Consider the following 18,742-nt stretch of genomic DNA (forward strand, 5'->3'; position numbering starts at 1 on the left):
AGTTATTAACATTATGTTTTTTTGTTTACTTTGCAGTATAGAAAAAATTCTATATCATGAATAATAATGAATTGCTTTACGTTTTAGCTTTGCAGCATGTTGCTAAGATTGGGGACATTACTGCAAAAAAGCTCATAGCTCATTGCGGTTCTGCGGAAGCTGTTTTTAAAGAAAAAAAGCAAAATCTTTTAAAAATTGATGGTATAGGAAGCATTGTAATTAGCGATTTATTTGCCAATACCCATGTAAAAGCTGCCGAAAAAGAGTTGCAATTTATTAAAGACGAAAATATTTTATGTCATTATTTTGCAGAAGAAGCCTATCCTGAAAAGTTGAAACACTGTATAGATAGTCCTATTTTATTATTTCAAGTAGGAAATATTAATCTGAAACAGCAACGTATTATTAGTATTGTTGGCGCAAGAAAGGTTACTACAAATGGTATTGCTTTTTGTGACAAGTTAGTAGAACAACTTGCTGTTTTTAATCCTGTAATTGTTTCAGGTTTTGCCTATGGTACAGATATTACAGCACAAAAAGCAGCAATGAAACATAATCTACAAACTATAGGTTGTTTAGCACATGGTTTAAATCAGGTATACCCAAAGACCCATAAAAAGTATATTGCAGAAGTGGAGAAAAATGGTGGTTTTTTTACCGATTTTTGGAGTAGTGATACCTTTGATAGAAACAACTTTTTAAAACGCAACCGAATCATTGCGGGAATTAGCCAAGCTACCATTGTAATAGAATCAGCAGAAAAAGGTGGAAGCCTCGTCACTGCAGATATTGCAAACTCCTACAATAGAGATGTTTTTGCCGTTCCTGGTAGAGTTACAGATAGCCAAAGTATTGGTTGTAATAATTTAATAAAACACCAAAAAGCACACATGTTATCTACGCCTTTAGATGTGCCTTATATTTTAAATTGGGAATTAGAAGACAGTAAAAAACCTGCGGTACAAAAACAATTATTTGTAGAACTTGACGACCAAGAAAAAGTGATTTACAACTTCTTGAAAGACCAAGAAAAAGAATTGTTAGATATTATTGCTTTGCGTTGTAACCTACCAACTTTTAAAGTTGCAGGTTTGCTTTTAAACATGGAATTAAAAGGTGTGGTAAGACCGCTTCCAGGTAAATTGTTTGAGGTGATTTAATTAATAAGCAGAAATTAACTTACATAGATGCATTAACCTTAGTTCCAAAAAAACATGTAAAAAACAGTTAATCTTTAATTTAAAATCGTCTAAATCGATACCTTTTGTAATGTATTATTTCAACGGGAAAAAAATTAAAGAATGATAACGGTGGAAAAGAAGGGAGGTCTAAATATCCAATAGGAAACAAAAAGTAATTATTAAATAGAAAACACCTGAAAGTGTAAAGAACAAAAAAGGCTGTCTTAATTATTAGACAGCCTTTTTTTATAAAATAAATTTAAAAAGGAATTAATATCCAACTTTTTCTCTAACTCTTGCTAAAACGTCATTGGCAACTAGTTTTGCTTTTTCAGCACCAATTGCTAGGGCTTCATCTAGTTCGTTTAAATTATTCATATAGTAATTATAACGTTCACGTTGCGTTGCGAATTTTTCAACTATCAATTCAAATAAAGCTTGTTTTGCATGACCATAACCATAACCACCATTTTCATAGTTGGCTTTCATCGTTTCTGTTTCTGCCTCCGAAGCTAAAAGCTTATAAAGAGCAAAGCAATTACAGGTTTTCCAGTCCTTAGGATCTTCTAAAGCTGTACTATCTGTTTCTATGCTCATAATTTGCTTTCTCAATTTTTTATCTGTTAAAAATAAATTGATAAAGTTATTTCTACTCTTGCTCATTTTATTTCCATCTGTTCCAGGAACAAGCATGATATTTTCTTGAATTTTTCCTTCAGGTATCACAAAAGTTTCACCCATCTTGTTATGAAAACGCGAAGCAACATCACGAGTCATTTCTATATGTTGTAATTGGTCTTTTCCTACAGGAATGATATTCGCATCATATAATAATATATCTGCAGCCATTAGCATTGGGTAGGTAAATAAACCTGCATTTACATCTTCTAATACATCTGCTTTGTCTTTAAAACCATGCGCTAATGTTAAACGTTGGTAAGGAAAAAAACAAGATAGGTACCAAGATAACTCGGTAACTTGTGGGATATCACTTTGTCTGTAAAAAACCGTTTTTTCAATATCTAAACCAAAAGCAAGCCAAGTTGCAGCCACAGAATAGGTATGTTCTTTTAATAGTGCTGCGTCTTTAATTTGCGTTAAGGTATGCAGGTTTGCAATAAATAAAAACGACTCGTTTTTAGCATCTTCTGCCATTTTTATTGCGGGCATAATTGCGCCTAATATGTTTCCTAAATGTGGTGTTCCTGTACTTTGTACTCCTGTTAAAATTCTTGCCATGTTTCCTTTCCGCGAAAACGGAAATCTTTTTAAATTAAACTTAAATATTAATTGATAAAGCAAAGATAATTTTTTTATAAAGAGGAGTTCGATAAATTTAGTAGTTTTGGCGCTTATGAAAGTTTTTAAGTACATTTTCTGGATTTTCTATCGCATTTGGTTTTATATACTGGTTGCTATACCAATTATTATATTATTTCCATTTTTAATTATTTCTATTTTAAAAGAAACTTGGTATCCTTTCTTTTTTAAGATTGCACGTATTTGGGCACGTTTTATTTTAATAGGAATGGGTTTTAAAACCAAAATTGATCGCGAACAAACTCTAGAGCCTAAAACAAGCTATATGCTTATTGCTAACCATACTTCGATGATGGATATTATGCTGATGCTGGTTGCTGTAAAAAATCCATTTGTATTTGTTGGTAAGGCAGAATTAGGAAAAATACCATTGTTTGGTTTCTTTTATAAACGGACTAGTATTTTAGTGGATAGAAGTAGTGAGCGTAGTAGAAAAGCAGTTTTTAGAAATGCGCAAAGACGTTTAGGACAAGGATTAAGTATTTGTATTTTTCCGGAAGGATTAGTTCCTGATGATGATGTGCTTTTAACCGAATTTAAAGATGGTGCTTTTAGACTAGCAATAAACCACCAAATACCAATTGTACCCTTAACTTTTGCAGATAATAAGAAACGTTTTTCATATACCTTCTTTAGTGGAAGTCCGGGAAGGATGCGAGCTAAGATCCATAAGTTTATTCCAACTAAAGACCTAACAACAAAAGATACTAAAGCTTTAAATAGTACTTCTAAAGCTATTATATTAAAGCAGTTAAAGACGTATCGTTTAAAATAAAAAAGCTGCTCTTGGCACAGAGCAGCTTTTTGTATTATTACTTTTTTTAATGGTATACACTTAAAAAAGCAATAACCAATTTAACCAACTAAAAACTAAAATTTATAACTCAACCCGGTATATACCCCAATAATGTATGGTCTAAAATTACCAGAGGTATTTTCAAAGGCATTCATTTGGTATTTAAAGGTTGGTTGTACGTTGAATTTAATTTTATTAGAAAATTTATAGTCTAATCCAAGACCTAAGTTTCCACTAAAACTCACATTGTTTATATTGTTTGCTTCTCCAATTTCTGTTTTTCTTCCTTCAAATTCAGAAAAAATCTTATTGTCATTTAAAATAAATGTGCTTAATCCTGCAATAACATTTACGCCAAATTTTTTGCTAGATACTGTATATTCGAGCTCCATAGGAACCTCATAATACCCTATACGCTGACTTATAGCAGCGTTTGTATTTGGCAAAATACCTATTGCTTGTTGTACCACAAGGTTATTTGCAGAAATGGCAGATATATGTTGGTCGTTATTAAAGTTTATATTTTTTAAAGCAAGTCCTCCGTTGTTTCCATCGGCACTTTGAATTAAAATAACATTATCGGTGTCATAACTTAAATTTAAAGAGTTAACGCCAGAGCGTAATTTTAATTTATTGTTAAAAGCATAGCTTACATTAACACCATAACTCGTATTTACTTCTCCAGATTTTGAGTTGTCTATAAACTGGTCATCAATATGAGATCCTTTGCTAAGTGTATTATAGTAAACAGGTGCAATATTTGCATACACTTGCCACTTGTTTACTTTTTCTTCTTCTTTTTCAGTAAGGTCTTCTATTTTTGCTATTTCTTCTTCAATAGATGGTTCTTCTTTTTTAGGGTCTGCATCTGTAATGGTATTTTCTACTTCGGTATTTATGGTGTTTTCCGTGATAGCATTTGTAGTACTATTTTGTAATTCCGTAGCTACTTTATTTTTATCTAATTCGGTTACATTTTCAGTTGTATTATTACTATTTTCTGTTCTGTTTTGTACAATGGCATTCTTGTTTTTATTGGTAATGTTTGTGTTTTGATCTTTAGAATTATTCGCAACAGCATTCTTCTTTGGATTTCTAGATGGTGCATAGTTTGGAGTAATTCCTTTAGAATTTGTATATAACGGAGCGTTATTTTTAGCAACTATTACTGGTGTTTGTTTATTGGTTGAGGTTTTGCTTTTATTTTTTGAAACCGTAACTGTTTTATTGTTTTGTGATGTGTTATTGTATCTTGAATTAGAAGTATTTAAATTTTTATTAATTGATTTTTCAGAAGAACTAGAAGATACTATACTCGTGTTTGTGCTGTTTTTGTTTTCTTCGGAAATATTTTTAGTGTCAACAATGGTTTCTTCGTTTTTAGAAGCTTTACTACTTTCTTCTACAATGGCGTTATTTGGGTTTTCTGAATTCGTACTATTCTTGTTAGTACTGTTTTTTTCCTCTGCTGAAGGATTTGTAGCATTTTCAATATCAACAACCTTTGTTTTAGTAGTATTGTTTTTGTTAGAAATATAAAGGTTTCCAACAGTTAATAATACCAATAGTAATGCTGCAACACCACCAATACGGAACCAAATCGGGAAAATCTTTTCTTTATCTTCTTTAGGCTGTTCTAGTTGACTTTGAATGTTTTCCCAAACCTTAGCATCTGGAGTTACCTCCAAATCTTTAAGCTTTTCTTGAAAAATTCTATCTATATGTTTTTTGTCACTCATTATAATGTTTGCGCATTTAAACTCGCTCTATAGGTTTCTATTTTATCTTTTAAAATTTGTCTAGCTCTTGCTAAGTTAGATTTTGAGGTTCCTGTGGTTATACTTAACATAGATGCTATATCTTTATGAGAATAGCCATCTAACGCATACAGGTTAAACACTAATCTGTACCTATCTGGTAGTTCTTGTATAATTTGTAGTAGATAGTCTATAGATAATTCATCGTCTTCTATTTCAAGCGTTACCTCTTCAATATTTTCTTCATTTACAATTTCAAAAACACCTTGGCTTCTATAGCATTGTAATGCGGTGTTTATTGTTATTCGTTTTAACCAACCTTCAAAAGAACCTTTGTTATTATACTGTGATATTTTTTTAAAAATAGTCACAAACGCATCCTGCAGATTATCTTCCGCTTCAACGTAATTTTTTGAATACTTTAAGCAAAGAGAAAACAGTTTACTCGAAAAGAGCTGGTATAGTTCGCTTTGTGCTTTAGCATCATTTTTTTTACAATTTAAAATGAGTTGGTCTAAACTCAAAGGATATATATATTAGTTAAACTTATTTATTCTACTACTTCTATCTCATAATCTAAGTAAAGGTCTTCATTTACATTATTTATAGTGTTTTCACCATGCCAAAATTTAAAAATATAAGTCCCTATTTCTGTTGGTCTAAAATTAAAAGAAGCTTCTGCTTCTGTAATTATTTCTTGACAATTATTATTGGTATATACATCACTAACTATGGCAATCGTATTTTCGTTACTATTTATATGCGAATAAATACCGTTAAAAGCATGACAATTAGATGGTCTATAATAAGTTAAATATATAGTATAGGTTTGATTTATTCTATATGCATCTGGCATGTTAACACTTTCTATAGGCAAAAATTCTGTTTGTATACGTGGTGAATCATCAGTAACACTACAAGAAGAGATAATTATGAATAATAAGACTACTAATATTTTTTTCATTTTTACGACAATAAAAAATACATGTTTTAATTACTAGATGCAAAAAAGTGTAAAAGGTTGCGTGTAAAAACAAAAAATCCCGATTATATCGGGATTTTTATTTATTCTTTAGCTTCTTTAATCGCAGCTTTAATTTTGCCTTCCAGCTCATCCATGAGTTCTGGATTGTCTTTTATTAATTCTTTTACAGCATCTCTACCTTGTCCTAGTTTTGTTTCGCCATAACTAAACCACGAACCAGCTTTCTTAACAATTTCAAACTCTACTGCTATATCTAGAATTTCTCCAACTTTAGAAATTCCTTGACCATACATAATATCAAACTCTGCAAGTCTAAAAGGAGGAGCTACTTTATTTTTAACTACTTTAACTCTCGTTTTATTTCCTTGCACATCGCCATCTGTACTTTTAATTTGTGTAGATCTTCTAATATCTAATCGAACAGAGGCATAAAATTTTAATGCATTTCCACCAGTTGTTGTTTCTGGGTTACCAAACATAACACCAATTTTTTCTCTTAATTGGTTAATGAAAATAACCGTACAATTGGTCTTACTAATAGATGCTGTTAATTTTCTTAATGCTTGAGACATTAGTCTTGCATGTAAACCCATTTTAGAGTCTCCCATTTCACCTTCAATTTCACTTTTTGGTGTTAATGCTGCAACAGAATCTATTACCACAATATCAATAGCACCAGAACGAATTAAATTATCTGCAATTTCAAGTGCTTGTTCTCCATTGTCTGGTTGCGAGATGATTAAATTATCGATATCTACTCCTAAGTTTTCTGCATAAAATCTATCAAAAGCATGCTCTGCATCAATAAATGCAGCAATACCTCCAGCTTTTTGCGCTTCGGCAATAGCATGTAAAGTTAATGTGGTTTTACCAGAAGATTCTGGTCCATATATTTCAATAACACGACCTCTTGGGTAACCACCAACGCCTAAAGCAATATCTAATCCTAAAGATCCAGAAGAAATAGCCTCTACATCCACGATTGCTTTATCGCTCATTTTCATTACTGTTCCTTTTCCGTAAGCCTTATCTAACTTGTCTAAAGTTAGTTTTAGGGCTTTTAATTTTGCTTCTTTTTCGCTGCTCATCTGTGTATATTAATTTATTCGTGTAAGAGACGCTAAAATACTACTTCTTTTGTCATATTGCAATACAATAATACATTTCATTTTAAATTTATTAAATAATAATTGCCTTTGTGACGCAACCTTTTTATGCTTTCTGCATCTACTATATAAAGTGGGAAAATTTTATGCTATGAAAAAGAAAAATGACCTTGCTTTTTAATAAATAGTGCCGAATAAATTTTAAAAGAGTAGTAACGAAATTTGAATTTTATTTTCTTTGGATGAAATAGTCCTTTAAGCATTGCTTAAGTACGTTTTATTTTGTGTTGGAACTTGAAAGGAAATAGAAATAAAGATAGTGCGCTGTTTTAGTCTTTGTTAGGTATATATAGTTTAATCTTATAAGGTATCAAACTATGAAGTTTTTTAAAAAATGTATTCATGCACTAGGCGGTTCCGTTGCTATATTTATAAATAGCAATTGTAAAGCCGATGGAGGTTAACTCGTAAAATATTTTAAGAAATTAATAATATTAATAACGAGTTAGTCTATTAAAAGTCCTTTGCAGAGCGTAAAGGACTTTTTTTTGTTTTTAACTTTTATATTCTATTATCAAAACACACAAATCTTGCCTATTCTTTTTAAAATACTACCTTTGTATAAAATTATTCTTTAACCTTAAAAATTAGTATAGCATGCAACTGTACAATACCTTAAGCGCAAAAGAAAGAGCCGCGTTAATCGAAGAAGCAGGAAAAGATCGATTAACACTTTCTTTTTATCAATACGCTAAAATTACAAATCCTCAAGAATTTAGAGACCACTTATTTTTAACTTGGAACGCCTTAGATGTTCTTGGTAGAATTTATATTGCCCATGAAGGAATAAACGGACAACTATCTTTACCTGCAGATCAATTTGAAGCTTTTAAAATTCATTTAGATACTATTGATTTTTTAAAAGGAATACGATTAAATATTGCGGTAGAGCAAGACAATATGTCCTTTCTAAAATTGAAAGTAAAAGTTAGAAACAAGATTGTTGCAGACGGATTAAATGATGATACGTTTGATGTGCGAAATAAAGGAGTGCATCTTTCTGCTAAAGAATTTAACGAAATGTTAGTCAACCCAAACACCGTTTGTGTTGATATGCGTAATCATTACGAAAGTGAGATTGGTCATTTCGATGGTGCTGTAACGCCAGATGTAGATACGTTTCGAGAATCTTTAGATATTATTGAAGAAGACCTAAAAGAATTTAAAGAAGAAAAAAATCTTTTAATGTATTGCACAGGAGGAATACGTTGTGAAAAAGCAAGTGCATACTATAAACACAAAGGTTTTAAAAATGTATACCAATTAGAAGGCGGAATTATAGAATATACACGTCAAATTAATGCCGAAGGTTTAGAAAATAAATTCATTGGAAAAAACTTTGTTTTTGATGAAAGAAGAGCCGAAAAAATAAGCGAAGATGTTATTGCAAAATGCCATCAATGTGGCGATGCATTCGATATTCATACCAATTGTGCAAATGATGCGTGTCATCTTTTATTTATTCAATGTGATGCGTGTAAGGAAGAAATGAATAACTGTTGTTCTACAACCTGTCAAGAAATTCATGCAATGCCTTTTGAAGAACAAAAAGAATTACGAAAAGGACAAGCAAATAGTAACGATATATTTAAAAAAGGAAGAGCAGATCACTTACCTTTCAAGAAAGATTTAAGAAATATCTTTGAATCTTTACCAAATAAAAAGTAAATGAATATTTACAAGCTATTACAACTCAATCGAAAGATTAAAAGCCATAGAATTAAATTTCTAGGGCTTTGGCTGTTACATAAACTTAACAAACGTTATTTAGCAGTAAATCTAGACCCTGTAATGGCTTGTAACTTGCGTTGTAAAATGTGTTATTTTACAGATGCCGATTATGTTAAAACTCTAAAGGGACAATTTAAACCTGAAGAATTAGAGCAAGTAGCAAAAACCATTTTTAAACGTGCTTTAAAACTACAAATTGGTTGTGGTACAGAGCCAACGCTTTATAAAAATTTACCAGAAATTGTAAAATTAGGGAAGCAATATGGCGTGCCATATATTTCTGTGACAACCAATGCGAATTTATTGGATGAAGAAAAGATTGAAGCTCTTTTAGAAGCAGGACTTAATGAATTTACAATCTCATTACATGGCGTAACAAAAGAAAGCTACGAGGGTTTTATGAAAAAATCGAGCTATGAGAAGTTTCATAATGCATTTAATGCTTTTCAGAAACTAAAAAGCAAATACGATTTTAAAGTCCGAATTAATTACACTTTTAATAAAGATAATTTTTACGAATTAACAGAGCTCTTTAATCATTTTAGCGGAAAAAGCTTCGATATACTTCAAATTCGTCCCATTAGAAAAATTGGGAATACCGAGTATAATGATTTCGATTTAGAAAGTATTCGTGCCGATTATCCAAAACTGATAACACAAATTCGAGACAATTGTAAAGCGAATAATATTATGCTTTTGGCTTCTAACGAAATTCCTAAAAGCACACAAATAAACAACTCTAGTCTAATTTTCGACTATACGTTTTGCTATGTTTCTCCCAATAAATTCTGGAAAGAAGGCTTTAATTGGAAAGAAGAAAGCTTTAATGATTACTCTAAAAGAATAGGTTGGAGCAAAGAATTATATGCCAATGCTTTTAAGTCGGAAACCGAATTAAAATCACTTACCAATAGATTAAACTACGAAGTAGAATTTAATTAAAAAGCTATTCCTTTATAATCTTAAAAGTCTTTTTTTGGTTGGAATTACTTTCCAATGTTAAAAAGTACGTGCCATTAGAAACAGCTTCTAAACTCACTTTTTGTATTCCTTCGGAAACGTTATGGATGGTCTGAATAATTTTACCTTGTAGATCCACTAATCTAGCTTTTGTAATACTATTGCTAGATGAAATATTAATATAATCTTTAGTTGGATTGGGGTAAATGGAAACGGATTCTAATTCGTTTTCAGCAATGCTTAAAGTTTGAATATTAAACAAATGGGTAACGGTTTGTCCTTGATAAGTAATTCTCCATTTCCATTCGCCAATGACATCAAAAGAATTAAAAGACCAGTAGTAATACCAAGAAGAACTTGTTGTTGAGGTATTAAAGGAAGTACTATAAAAAATGCTATTGTCTGGTCTTAAAATTTGTGCACTTAAATTGGTCCCTGCAATCTGATCTCTTAAAAAAGCAGTTAAATAAACGGTGTCTCCTAATTCAAAATCATTACTTTCATAAGTGGTTTCTGCTGTTGGACATGTTGGAAAAACAATAGGATTATCGCTATGTGTTAATGCCGCATTTATATTTGGATTGCTATATGGTTTTTGATTTAACCACCAAGAGTCCAGATTGAAGTTATTGCATGTTCCGTAATACGGATCTACTAATTGGGAATAACTCGCATCGGTGTATACTTCAAAATGTAAATGTGGTCCTGTTGAATTTCCGGAACTTCCTACCGTTCCAAGAACTTCACCAGTAGTTACTAAATCACCAATGTTTTTGGTAGTAACAGATCCACTTTTCATATGGCCATACCAAGCAACACTTCCATCGCTATGTTGTATGTAAATCGCATTCCATTGATTATTGTTAAAACCGCAACTTCTATCAAATTGACCATCTCCTTTTCCTATGATTTGACCAGCAGAAGCAGCAATAATTTCCGTTTGGCTGTCATCCATTTGTTTCCAACTAAAAGGCCATAAATAAACATCTACACCTTGATGGTTGTATCCGGAAGCGGTATCATAAGTTTGCGAGCCACAATTATAATCTAATAACTGATTTGGAAATGTAGCATTATGATCTACATAACCAGAAATGGCCCAAGTTTCATTGTAATTAAAACCGGTTGCTTGCTGTATGGGCCAATCGAATAAAACATGTCCTCCAGCTTTGTTTTCTTCGTTAAAAACGAGTTTGTTTTCTTGTTTTAATACAGCTTCATTTTCCTTTAAAAAATCTTTAATATTTTCTCTTTGCTCTAGTGTTAAGCAAGGGGTTTTTGCTGCATTAAAGATATATTCACCACCATTTATTTTAGGAATAGATTCCTGAGCGTGTGTAGTAATTAAAAATCCGAAAACAGAAAGTAGTACAATAAAAGTTTTAGTGATTTTTTTCATAATATGAATAGCTTTAAGGGTTCTCTAATGCGCTTAAAAAACGAATTATAATGTTTTGGCTAAAAAAATTTTAGGAGGTATAAATATACAATTTTTTTATAATATTCAGTTTTATAAATTTACTAGCTTTTTAACTTAATAAATAATATTATCTTTACATTCCAAAGTAATACTTTGGTTTGTAATTTCTATGTAAGTGGAAATCTTTAAAAAAGAAACTATTTTTTATTAATCTTCTTCTGAAAAAGAGTGCTTTTTCAGAATCAATATATACACTTTATGGCTTGTGGAACTTGTTCAACAGGAAAAGATGGCCAACCAAAAGGCTGCAAAAGTAACGGAACATGTGGAACAGATAGTTGTAACAAACTTACTGTTTTTGATTGGTTAGCAAACATGTCGCTTCCAAACGGAGAAAAACCCTTTGATTGGGTAGAGGTTCGTTTTAAAAACGGAAGAAAAGAATACTACAAAAATACCGAAAACCTAACTTTAGCAATTGGTGACGTGGTTGCAACACAAGCACAATCTGGTCATGATATTGGTATGGTAACCCTTTCTGGAGAGTTGGTAAGAGTACAAATGAAACGTAAAAAGGTTTCAGAAAAACCAGAAACGATTCAGAAAATATACAGAAAAGCATCACAAAAAGATATCGATATTTGGTCTGAAGCTCGTGATAGAGAAGAAGCAATGAAGGTAAAAGCACGCCAATTTGCAATAAATTTGAAATTGAAAATGAAAATTTCGGATATCGAATTTCAAGGAGATGCCAGTAAAGCCACTTTTTATTACACAGCAGAAGAACGCGTAGATTTTAGAGAGCTTATTAAGCTTTTTGCAAGAGAGTTTAGAACCAGAATTGAAATGAAACAAGTTGGTTTTAGACAAGAAGCAGCAAGACTTGGTGGTATTGGTTCTTGTGGTCGTGAGTTATGTTGTTCTACTTGGTTAACCGATTTTCGTTCGGTAAGCACTTCTGCGGCACGTTACCAACAATTATCTTTAAATCCGCAAAAATTAGCAGGACAATGCGGTAAGTTAAAATGCTGTTTAAACTATGAGTTAGATAGTTATTTAGATGCTTTAAAAACACTTCCAAAACCGGAAATAAAATTATATACTAAAAAAGGAACTGCTGTTTGTCAGAAAACAGATATTTTTCAAGGTCATTTATGGTATGCTTATGAAGGCGAATGGATGAATTGGCACAAGATTACGAAAGATCAAGCCAATGAAATTATTGCAATCAATAAGAAAAAAGAAAAGATTGAAAGTCTAGAAGAATACGCATTAGAACTGGTAGAAGATACTAAAACCGAGTTTGAAAACGTTGTTGGTCAAGATAGTTTAACACGTTTCGATAATCCAAAAGGCAATAAAAAACGTAAAAATAATAAGAGAAGAGCAAAACCTCAAAATAGTACCAACAATACAAATACCAATAAGCCAAACAAATCGAATACTAATAAACCCCGTAATACGAATAAAACAAGTACTACGAACAAAAGCAATACTGCTAACAAACCTGGTAATGCTAACAAAAGTAATAACCCAAATAAAAGTAATAACACCAACAAGGCAGGTAATGCCAATAAAGCCAACAAAACGAGTAATACAAGCAGAACTAGCAATACCAACAAAACTAGAAACACAAATAAAAACAGTAATACCAATAAAACAAACAATGCGAAATAGTATTTTTCTATTGCTTTTTTTTCTTTCTCTAATTTTTGTGTCTTGTGATGCTAATGGTGTTTTTGATACCTATCAAAGCATAGATAACAAATGGAATAAAGAGGATGTTTTGCTTTTTAAAGTGCAAGCTCCAGATAGTATTAATAAATACAATTTGTTTGTAAACCTGCGAAACAATCAAGAATACAAATACAATAATTTGTATCTAATAGTAGCAATGAATTACCCGCACGGAAAAACGGTAAAAGATACTTTAGAATATAAAATGGCGAAACCTAATGGTGAATTTTTAGGTTCCGGATTTTCTAGTATTAAAGAAAATAAATTGTGGTATAAAGAAGGTTTTATTTTTAATGAACCTGGAGAATACCAAATAAAGATTCAACATGCCATGCGTGAAAACGGCAAAGTAAATGGTATTGTAGATTTAGAAGGTATCACAGATGTTGGATTTAGAGTAGAAAATATAAATAATAATTAAAAATGTCATACGGAGCGCAGTCGAAGTATCTTACAAAAGAAAATAGTTAATGGCAAAAAAGCAAGCAAAAAAGCAGGCAAATAAAAAAACAGTAACTCAGGATTTTTCAAAATATATAAGTTGGTTTTGGAAACTTTTTTCAGGAGGTATTTTAGCAATAATACTCGTGTTTTTATTAGCATCTTGGGGCGTTTTTGGAGCGCTTCCAGATTATACTATTCTTGAAAACCCAAAAACTAATTTAGCGACAGAGATTATTTCATCTGACGGACAAACACTTGGTAAGTTTTATTTTAATGATAATAGAACACCTGTTGGTTATCACGATTTACCACAAAATTTAGTAGATGCTTTAATAGCAACGGAAGATGCTCGTTTTCACGAACATTCAGGTATCGATGCAAGAGGAACTCTAAGAGCTTTCGTGTATTTAGGTACTAAAGGAGGAGCAAGTACCATTTCGCAACAATTATCTAGACAGTTATTTGTTGGTGTGGCTTCTACAAATACAATTAGCAGAATTACTCAAAAATTAAAAGAGTGGATTATTGCAACAAAACTAGAACGTCAATACACCAAAGAAGAGATTATTGCGCAATATTTTAATATCTATGACTTTGGAAACAATGGTGATGGTATTCGTTCTGCATCCAGAATTTATTTTGGTAAAGAACCAAGGGATCTTGATTTAAAGGAATCTGCCATGCTAGTTGGTATGTTTAAAAACTCTTCTTTATATAACCCAAGACGAAATCCAGTTGGTGTAAAAAACAGACGAAATGTTGTTTTAGCACAAATGGAAAAGTATGGTTACATAGATGAAGCAGTAAAAGACTCACTTCAAAAAACAGAGTTAGACTTGCGTTATTCACCAGAATCGCATCGTGAAGGTACAGCTACCTATTTTAGAGAATATCTTCGTGCTTTTATGAAAGATTGGACCAAGGATGAAGCCAATAGAAAACCAGATGGCACAAAATATAACATCAACAGCGATGGATTAAAAGTGTACACTACAATTGATTCACGTATGCAGTTATATGCCGAAGATGCTGTAGCGAAACACATGCCAAGATTACAGGCTGAGTTTTTTCATCAAAATACACCAGAAAGAAACCCAACAGCACCATTTTTAGATCTTACAAGAGGAGGAGTAGATTCTTTATTGCAAAAAGCAATGAGTAGAGGAGAACGTTGGAGAATATTAAAAAAAGCAGGGAAATCGGAAAAAGAAATCCGAGCATCTTTTTATAAGCCTAGAAAAATGACCGTTTTTTCTTGGAAAGATGGCGCAGTTTCAGAAATAGATACTATTATGAAACCTATAGATTCTATGCGTTATTATAAATCCTTTTTACATACAGGAATGATGTCTATGAATCCGCAAACAGGACATGTAAAAGCTTGGGTTGGTGGTATTAGCTATAAACATTTTCAGTATGATCACGTAAAACAGGGAAAGCGTCAAGTAGGTTCTACCTTTAAGCCTTTTGTGTACGCAACAGCAATCGACCAGTTGCACCTTTCTCCTTGTGATGTATTGCCAAACTCACAAATTACTATTGAAGCTAATAAATATGGGAATCCAGAACCTTGGACACCAGGAAATGATAATAATGAATATGGCGGAACAAGAACCTTAAAAAACGCTTTAGCAAATTCTGTGAATACTATTACAGCACGTTTAATGGATAAAGTAGGTCCACAACCTGTTGTAGATTTAGTAAAGAAATTAGGAATAGAATCTGAAGTTCTTGCTGTACCTTCAATAGCTTTAGGTACTCCAGATGTAAGTGTTTATGAAATGGTTGGAGCATATTCTGCATTTGCAAATCAAGGAGTATATACAAAGCCAGTAATGGTAACCCATATTGAAGATAAAAACGGAACGATTTTATATCAATTCACACCAGAATCTCGCGATGTGTTAAGTGAAGAAGTGGCGTATGTAACGGTAAACCTTATGGAAGGTGTAACGCAATCTGGTTCAGGAGCAAGATTAAGAGGTAAAGGACGTGATAAATGGCGTGCAGATTATAGAGAAGTAATTACAGGTTATCCCTATGAATTTACCAATCCAATAGCTGGAAAAACAGGAACCACGCAAAACCAAAGTGATGGTTGGTTTATGGGAATGGTACCTAATCTAGTAACAGGTGTTTGGGTAGGTGCAGAAGATAGAGCAGCACATTTTGCATCTATAACGTATGGTCAAGGTGCTGCAATGGCATTACCAATTTGGGGAATGTATATGAAAAGCTGTTATGAAGATGCAGAGCTTAAAATATCTAAAGACGATTTTGAAAAACCAGCTAATCTATCTATTGAAGTAGATTGCGATAAGTATAAAAAAGAGCAAGATTCTAATTCAGATACTCCAAATGAAGATGTACCTGATGAATTAGACTTTTAAATTCCTGCGAAGGCAGGAATCTCATGATTGTAACTTAATTATGATATGAAGTGAAGGTTTGGCCAAAAATAAGCGAAGCGAATTTTTATTTTACAATTATAATCTTTTCCGTTATTCCGAGCTTGTCGAGGAATCTCAACAATTTCAAAGCCATTCTTTTCAGAATGGTTTTTTTATTCAAAAAATTTGATTTTTCACGGTTTTCCCGTAACATTTTTACGGGAAAACCGTAAATTTTAATATAATAGAATATTTTCTATAAAAACTTGCTGTATTAGTTTTTTTTTTTAGGTTTGTCCTGTCAGAGGTAAAAGTTTAAATCAAAGCCGATTAAAGATTTGCTAATGACATTAAGATTAATTTATAACTAGCGCTAGTTTTTTATTATCTTCCTTAACAATTAAATAGCGCATTAAAATAATAACGGCTTGTTATTTTAATACACTTCGGCTTAACACATTTTTCGGCTTTAAAATTCGGCTTAATTTTATTAACCAACCAGTTATAAAACTATAAACTGGTTTAAAATTTTAAGATTATGAAAAATTTAAGTAAAAAAGTATTTGGTTTAGCTTGTGCTTCACTTTTAATGATGAGTATGACAACAAAAGTTGAAGAAGTAATCCCAAAAAAGGACTGTATAGATGAAGCTAGAGCAATTGCATTTTATTATATGGAATATCATGGTTATTCAGAAGATCAAGGTGCTGAATTAGTTTTGCTTATAATAGAAGGATGCTAAACAGATTATTAAATTTTATTAGAGCTAAGCATGAATTTTTCAAATTTATTTTTTTTAATTTTATTTTTTGTTAATGTTTCTTTTGCACAAAACTCAAAGAAAACTTCTACAATTATTTACAAAATCAGTACAAATAATAATGTTGAAGATTTAGATTTAGAAACTTCTATTAAAAACAGGATAAAAGCCATTAATAAAGCTAGCGATTTAATAGAATGTAAGTTGCATTTTAATGTAAATGAAAGTGTTTTTTATCAAGAAAAAAAAATGTCATTAAATAATGACCAATCTTATAAATTAGCTTCAATTGTTATAAGAGGTTTATATTATTCAAACATCAAAGATTCATTAAAAATATTAAACAAAAATTTTTCAGATGTAAATTTCAATGTAATCATTCCGTTTAATAAACATAGATGGCAAATTACAAATGAAACAAAAGAAATTGGAGGTTATAAATGCTTTAAAGCTAATAAAATTGTATCAAAATCTAATATAATTGCATGGTTTACAAATCAAATTCCAGTTCCATTTGGACCTAACGGAATTGATGGTCTTCCAGGTTTAATTTTAGAAACTACTATAAATGAAAAATTAACATTTTACGCTACTCAAATTAACTTTAATGAAACAGAAGTTAAGTTTTTAGAAAAGCCAAAAGCTAATAAAACAATAACTGAAGAAGATTTTTTAAAAATGGCTAGCAACAAAATGGCAGATTTTTTCAATGAAAATTAACTTTATTACCATATTTCGGCTTTACATTCGGCTTAATTTTTATTAACTAACCAGTAATAAACTGGTTTAAAACTTTAGAATTATGAAAAAAATAATTAGTTTTATTGGTGTTTTTATGTTGTTTACATCCTTTAATGCCAATGCAGTCAATACTAAAGAAATTAACGAATATATATTATTGAAAGGACAAAGTTGCTTCTCTTTTTATCATGGACTTTTCCATGAATATTATGGCGGAATTAATCTAGACAATGTAGGTGACTTTAATAATCTAGTATCACAATGTCAAGCCTTATTCGAATAAAATGAGCTATTCATATTTGCATTATTTTACTTTAAAGATTGTTTTGTGCATGTTTTTTTTGGTTTCAACACCAAATTTATATGCACAAACATCTTATAAGGTAACTTATAATATTTCAAAAATTAAACTTCAGGGTTCTATAGATAATCTAGACGAAAAAGGCAAACGTATTACTAAGCAAGTTGCTGATCGAGCAAAAGAAGTACATTACATACTCATATCTAATAATGAAAATTCGTATTTTCAGTTAGAAGATACATTGAGAAAAGAAAGCGATACACCACTCGATAACATGCTATCAAGAATGGCAAAAAGATTCCCTTCTTTTAACAAAAAAGTTTATACTAATCATAATGAAAATAGTATTGTTTTTGTTAGAAATTTAGTGAATAAAGATTTTTTAGTTAAAAGAGATTGCTACAATTTTAATTGGGCTATTAAGGATGAATCAAAAAACATTCTTGGTTTTGTAGCAAAGAAAGCTGAAGGGAATTATTATGATCCAGTAACAGATGAGGAATTAAAAGTGGAAGCCTGGTTTATTCCTTCAATACCTTTACAATCTGGTCCAGATATTTTTAATGGACTTCCAGGATTAATTGCTGAAGTTAATTTAAAAGGAGCTGTAGTATCAGTAAAAAAAATTAAACCAAATACAATTTCGAAAATTGAAGAAATTGATGCTTCTAAAGCAATGACACAACAAGAATATGAAAATCTAATAAGTAAGTTAACAAAAGAGTATATTGAAAACTAAATCAATTTTCAAAGCCATTCTTTTCTGAATGGCTTTTTACTCAAAAACAAGCTTTTTTTTACGGGAAAACCGTAAATTTTAATATAATAGAATATTTTCTATAAAAACTTGCTGTATTAGTTTTTTTTTTTAGGTTTGTCCAGTCAGAGGTAAAAGTTTAAATCAAAGCCGATTAAAGATTTGCTAATGACATTAGGATTAATCTATAACTTGTACTAGTTTTTTTATTAACTCCCTTAACTATTAAATAGTGCATTAAAATAATAACGGCTTGTTATTTTAATACATTTTCGGCTTTAAAATTCGGCTTAATT

Annotated in this window: 17 protein-coding genes; 11 read left to right on the top strand and 6 right to left on the bottom strand. The window is 31.1% G+C overall.

Annotation, left to right across the window (positions count from 1 at the left end; all coding sequences use genetic code 11):
- Positions 1-56 precede the first annotated feature (56 nt).
- The gene (gene dprA / locus FG167_RS05840) at positions 57-1,160 is read left to right on the top strand and encodes a DNA-processing protein DprA (protein ID WP_203460478.1); all 1,104 of its coding nucleotides are present in this window, start codon (positions 57-59) and stop codon (positions 1,158-1,160) included.
- Positions 1,161-1,451: 291 nt separating this feature from the next.
- On the opposite strand, the gene trpS is transcribed toward dprA, so the two are convergent.
- Positions 1,452-2,420: a tryptophan--tRNA ligase gene (gene trpS / locus FG167_RS05845; RefSeq protein WP_203460479.1), complete on the bottom strand. Its 969-nt coding sequence runs from the start codon at positions 2,418-2,420 to the stop codon at positions 1,452-1,454.
- Positions 2,421-2,535: 115 nt separating this feature from the next.
- Here trpS and FG167_RS05850 point away from each other — a divergent pair, with 115 nt between their 5' ends.
- Positions 2,536-3,276, top strand: coding sequence for a 1-acyl-sn-glycerol-3-phosphate acyltransferase (locus tag FG167_RS05850; RefSeq protein ID WP_203460480.1), 741 nt, complete (start codon positions 2,536-2,538; stop codon positions 3,274-3,276).
- Positions 3,277-3,371: 95 nt separating this feature from the next.
- Here FG167_RS05850 and FG167_RS05855 read toward each other — a convergent pair whose 3' ends face one another.
- The 4 genes from FG167_RS05855 to recA form a co-directional block, all read right to left on the bottom strand.
- Positions 3,372-5,036, bottom strand: a complete 1,665-nt coding sequence (locus FG167_RS05855; protein ID WP_203460481.1) for a hypothetical protein — start codon at positions 5,034-5,036, stop codon at positions 3,372-3,374.
- Positions 5,036-5,578, bottom strand: coding sequence for an RNA polymerase sigma factor (locus tag FG167_RS05860; protein ID WP_203460482.1), 543 nt, complete (start codon positions 5,576-5,578; stop codon positions 5,036-5,038). The genes FG167_RS05855 and FG167_RS05860 overlap by 1 nt, the downstream gene beginning before the upstream one ends.
- Before the next feature lie 26 nt (positions 5,579-5,604).
- Positions 5,605-6,018, bottom strand: a complete 414-nt coding sequence (locus tag FG167_RS05865) for a hypothetical protein (protein WP_203460483.1) — start codon at positions 6,016-6,018, stop codon at positions 5,605-5,607.
- Positions 6,019-6,119: 101 nt separating this feature from the next.
- Positions 6,120-7,127, bottom strand: a complete 1,008-nt coding sequence (gene recA, locus FG167_RS05870) for a recombinase RecA (RefSeq protein WP_203460484.1) — start codon at positions 7,125-7,127, stop codon at positions 6,120-6,122.
- A 675-nt stretch (positions 7,128-7,802) separates the two neighbouring features.
- On the opposite strand from recA, the gene FG167_RS05875 reads away from it, so the two are divergent.
- A complete protein-coding gene (locus tag FG167_RS05875) occupies positions 7,803-8,873 on the top strand; it encodes a rhodanese-related sulfurtransferase (protein ID WP_203460485.1) in 1,071 nt (356 codons plus the stop codon).
- The gene (locus FG167_RS05880; protein ID WP_203460486.1) at positions 8,874-9,878 is read left to right on the top strand and encodes a radical SAM protein; all 1,005 of its coding nucleotides are present in this window, start codon (positions 8,874-8,876) and stop codon (positions 9,876-9,878) included.
- 4 nt (positions 9,879-9,882) lie between these two features.
- Here the strand turns inward: FG167_RS05880 and FG167_RS05885 are convergent, their stop codons facing one another.
- Entirely contained in the window at positions 9,883-11,295 is a 1,413-nt protein-coding gene (locus tag FG167_RS05885; protein ID WP_203460487.1) for a peptidoglycan DD-metalloendopeptidase family protein, read from the bottom strand.
- A 279-nt stretch (positions 11,296-11,574) separates the two neighbouring features.
- Between FG167_RS05885 and FG167_RS05890 the strand changes: the two genes are divergently transcribed.
- The 7 genes from FG167_RS05890 (at position 11,575) to FG167_RS05920 (ending at position 18,428) form a co-directional block, all read left to right on the top strand.
- Complete coding sequence (locus FG167_RS05890) at positions 11,575-12,993, top strand: regulatory iron-sulfur-containing complex subunit RicT (RefSeq protein WP_203460488.1); 1,419 nt, start codon at positions 11,575-11,577, stop codon at positions 12,991-12,993.
- Entirely contained in the window at positions 12,983-13,474 is a 492-nt protein-coding gene (locus FG167_RS05895; RefSeq protein WP_203460489.1) for a gliding motility lipoprotein GldH, read from the top strand. The genes FG167_RS05890 and FG167_RS05895 overlap by 11 nt, the downstream gene beginning before the upstream one ends.
- Positions 13,475-13,523: 49 nt before the next feature.
- Entirely contained in the window at positions 13,524-15,887 is a 2,364-nt protein-coding gene (locus FG167_RS05900) for a penicillin-binding protein 1A (protein WP_203460490.1), read from the top strand.
- Between the two features lie 538 nt (positions 15,888-16,425).
- Positions 16,426-16,629: a hypothetical protein gene (locus FG167_RS05905; protein ID WP_203460491.1), complete on the top strand. Its 204-nt coding sequence runs from the start codon at positions 16,426-16,428 to the stop codon at positions 16,627-16,629.
- A gap of 30 nt (positions 16,630-16,659) precedes the next feature.
- On the top strand, positions 16,660-17,367 hold the full coding sequence (locus FG167_RS05910; RefSeq protein WP_203460492.1) for a GLPGLI family protein: 708 nt from the start codon (positions 16,660-16,662) through the stop codon (positions 17,365-17,367).
- A gap of 82 nt (positions 17,368-17,449) precedes the next feature.
- Complete coding sequence (locus FG167_RS05915) at positions 17,450-17,671, top strand: hypothetical protein (protein WP_203460493.1); 222 nt, start codon at positions 17,450-17,452, stop codon at positions 17,669-17,671.
- A 49-nt stretch (positions 17,672-17,720) separates the two neighbouring features.
- A complete protein-coding gene (locus FG167_RS05920) occupies positions 17,721-18,428 on the top strand; it encodes a GLPGLI family protein (protein ID WP_203460494.1) in 708 nt (235 codons plus the stop codon).
- Positions 18,429-18,742 lie beyond the last annotated feature (314 nt).

The organism is Lacinutrix sp. WUR7, assembly GCF_016864015.1.
GTDB lineage: Bacteria > Bacteroidota > Bacteroidia > Flavobacteriales > Flavobacteriaceae > Oceanihabitans.

What these genes read in the sequence shown, in the direction of transcription:
- FG167_RS05885 (WP_203460487.1), bottom strand. Translation starts at nt 11,295, where the DNA reads ATGAAAAAAATCACTAAAACTTTTATTGTACTACTTTCTGTTTTCGGA.
- FG167_RS05895 (WP_203460489.1), top strand. Translation starts at nt 12,983, where the DNA reads ATGCGAAATAGTATTTTTCTATTGCTTTTTTTTCTTTCTCTAATTTTT.
- FG167_RS05905 (WP_203460491.1), top strand. Translation starts at nt 16,426, where the DNA reads ATGAAAAATTTAAGTAAAAAAGTATTTGGTTTAGCTTGTGCTTCACTT.
- FG167_RS05910 (WP_203460492.1), top strand. Translation starts at nt 16,660, where the DNA reads ATGAATTTTTCAAATTTATTTTTTTTAATTTTATTTTTTGTTAATGTT.
- FG167_RS05875 (WP_203460485.1), top strand. Translation starts at nt 7,803, where the DNA reads ATGCAACTGTACAATACCTTAAGCGCAAAAGAAAGAGCCGCGTTAATC.
- FG167_RS05865 (WP_203460483.1), bottom strand. Translation starts at nt 6,018, where the DNA reads ATGAAAAAAATATTAGTAGTCTTATTATTCATAATTATCTCTTCTTGT.
- recA (WP_203460484.1), bottom strand. Translation starts at nt 7,127, where the DNA reads ATGAGCAGCGAAAAAGAAGCAAAATTAAAAGCCCTAAAACTAACTTTA.
- FG167_RS05900 (WP_203460490.1), top strand. Translation starts at nt 13,524, where the DNA reads ATGGCAAAAAAGCAAGCAAAAAAGCAGGCAAATAAAAAAACAGTAACT.
- FG167_RS05920 (WP_203460494.1), top strand. Translation starts at nt 17,721, where the DNA reads ATGTTTTTTTTGGTTTCAACACCAAATTTATATGCACAAACATCTTAT.
- dprA (WP_203460478.1), top strand. Translation starts at nt 57, where the DNA reads ATGAATAATAATGAATTGCTTTACGTTTTAGCTTTGCAGCATGTTGCT.
- FG167_RS05855 (WP_203460481.1), bottom strand. Translation starts at nt 5,036, where the DNA reads ATGAGTGACAAAAAACATATAGATAGAATTTTTCAAGAAAAGCTTAAA.
- FG167_RS05850 (WP_203460480.1), top strand. Translation starts at nt 2,536, where the DNA reads ATGAAAGTTTTTAAGTACATTTTCTGGATTTTCTATCGCATTTGGTTT.
- FG167_RS05890 (WP_203460488.1), top strand. Translation starts at nt 11,575, where the DNA reads ATGGCTTGTGGAACTTGTTCAACAGGAAAAGATGGCCAACCAAAAGGC.
- FG167_RS05915 (WP_203460493.1), top strand. Translation starts at nt 17,450, where the DNA reads ATGAAAAAAATAATTAGTTTTATTGGTGTTTTTATGTTGTTTACATCC.
- trpS (WP_203460479.1), bottom strand. Translation starts at nt 2,420, where the DNA reads ATGGCAAGAATTTTAACAGGAGTACAAAGTACAGGAACACCACATTTA.
- FG167_RS05880 (WP_203460486.1), top strand. Translation starts at nt 8,874, where the DNA reads ATGAATATTTACAAGCTATTACAACTCAATCGAAAGATTAAAAGCCAT.